Source organism: Cupriavidus sp. 05T313, assembly GCF_056396665.1.
The window spans coordinates 1-456 of sequence record NZ_JBFTLX010000625.1 but is presented as its reverse complement, the minus strand read 5'-3'; the positions used below and the strand labels follow the sequence as shown (position 1 = coordinate 456).

Annotated in this window: 1 pseudogene; it reads left to right on the top strand. The window is 63.8% G+C overall.

Features of this window, described 5'->3' with window-relative positions:
• Positions 1 to 128: 128 nt before the first annotated feature.
• Positions 129 to 456: pseudogene (locus tag AC1DKD_RS42070) on the top strand (dipeptidyl carboxypeptidase II); the annotation flags it as partial.

The window sequence follows — 456 nt, the reverse complement described above, 5'->3', positions numbered from 1 at the left end:
GCCCTGCAGGACGCGCGAAATGGGGTCCGGACCGGACCCCATAGCCGCAATTGTAGGTATGCCGGCTGGGATCACCACGCCCATTGCATGTGATTGAGAAGCGCGCCCCGCTGTGAAAGGTTTAGCCCATGACCAACCCCCTCCTTGCCGCCAGCCCCCTGCCCTATGGCCTCCCCCCTTTCGAGGCCCTCACCGCAGGCCAGTACGGCGCCGCAATCGAAGAAGGATTGGCAGCACACCTGGCCGAGATCCAGGCCATCACTGGCAACACCCAGCCGGCAACCTTCGAAAACACGGCCCTGGCCATGGAACGCTCCGGACAGCTCCTTAACAGGGCAGCCGCAGCGTTTTACACCTTGGTGTCAGCGGACGCCTCCGCGGAGATCCGGGAACTTGAGACCAGGCTTTCGCCGCGCTTCCCGGCCCACGAGGACGAGGTGTACCTCAATAGAGCGT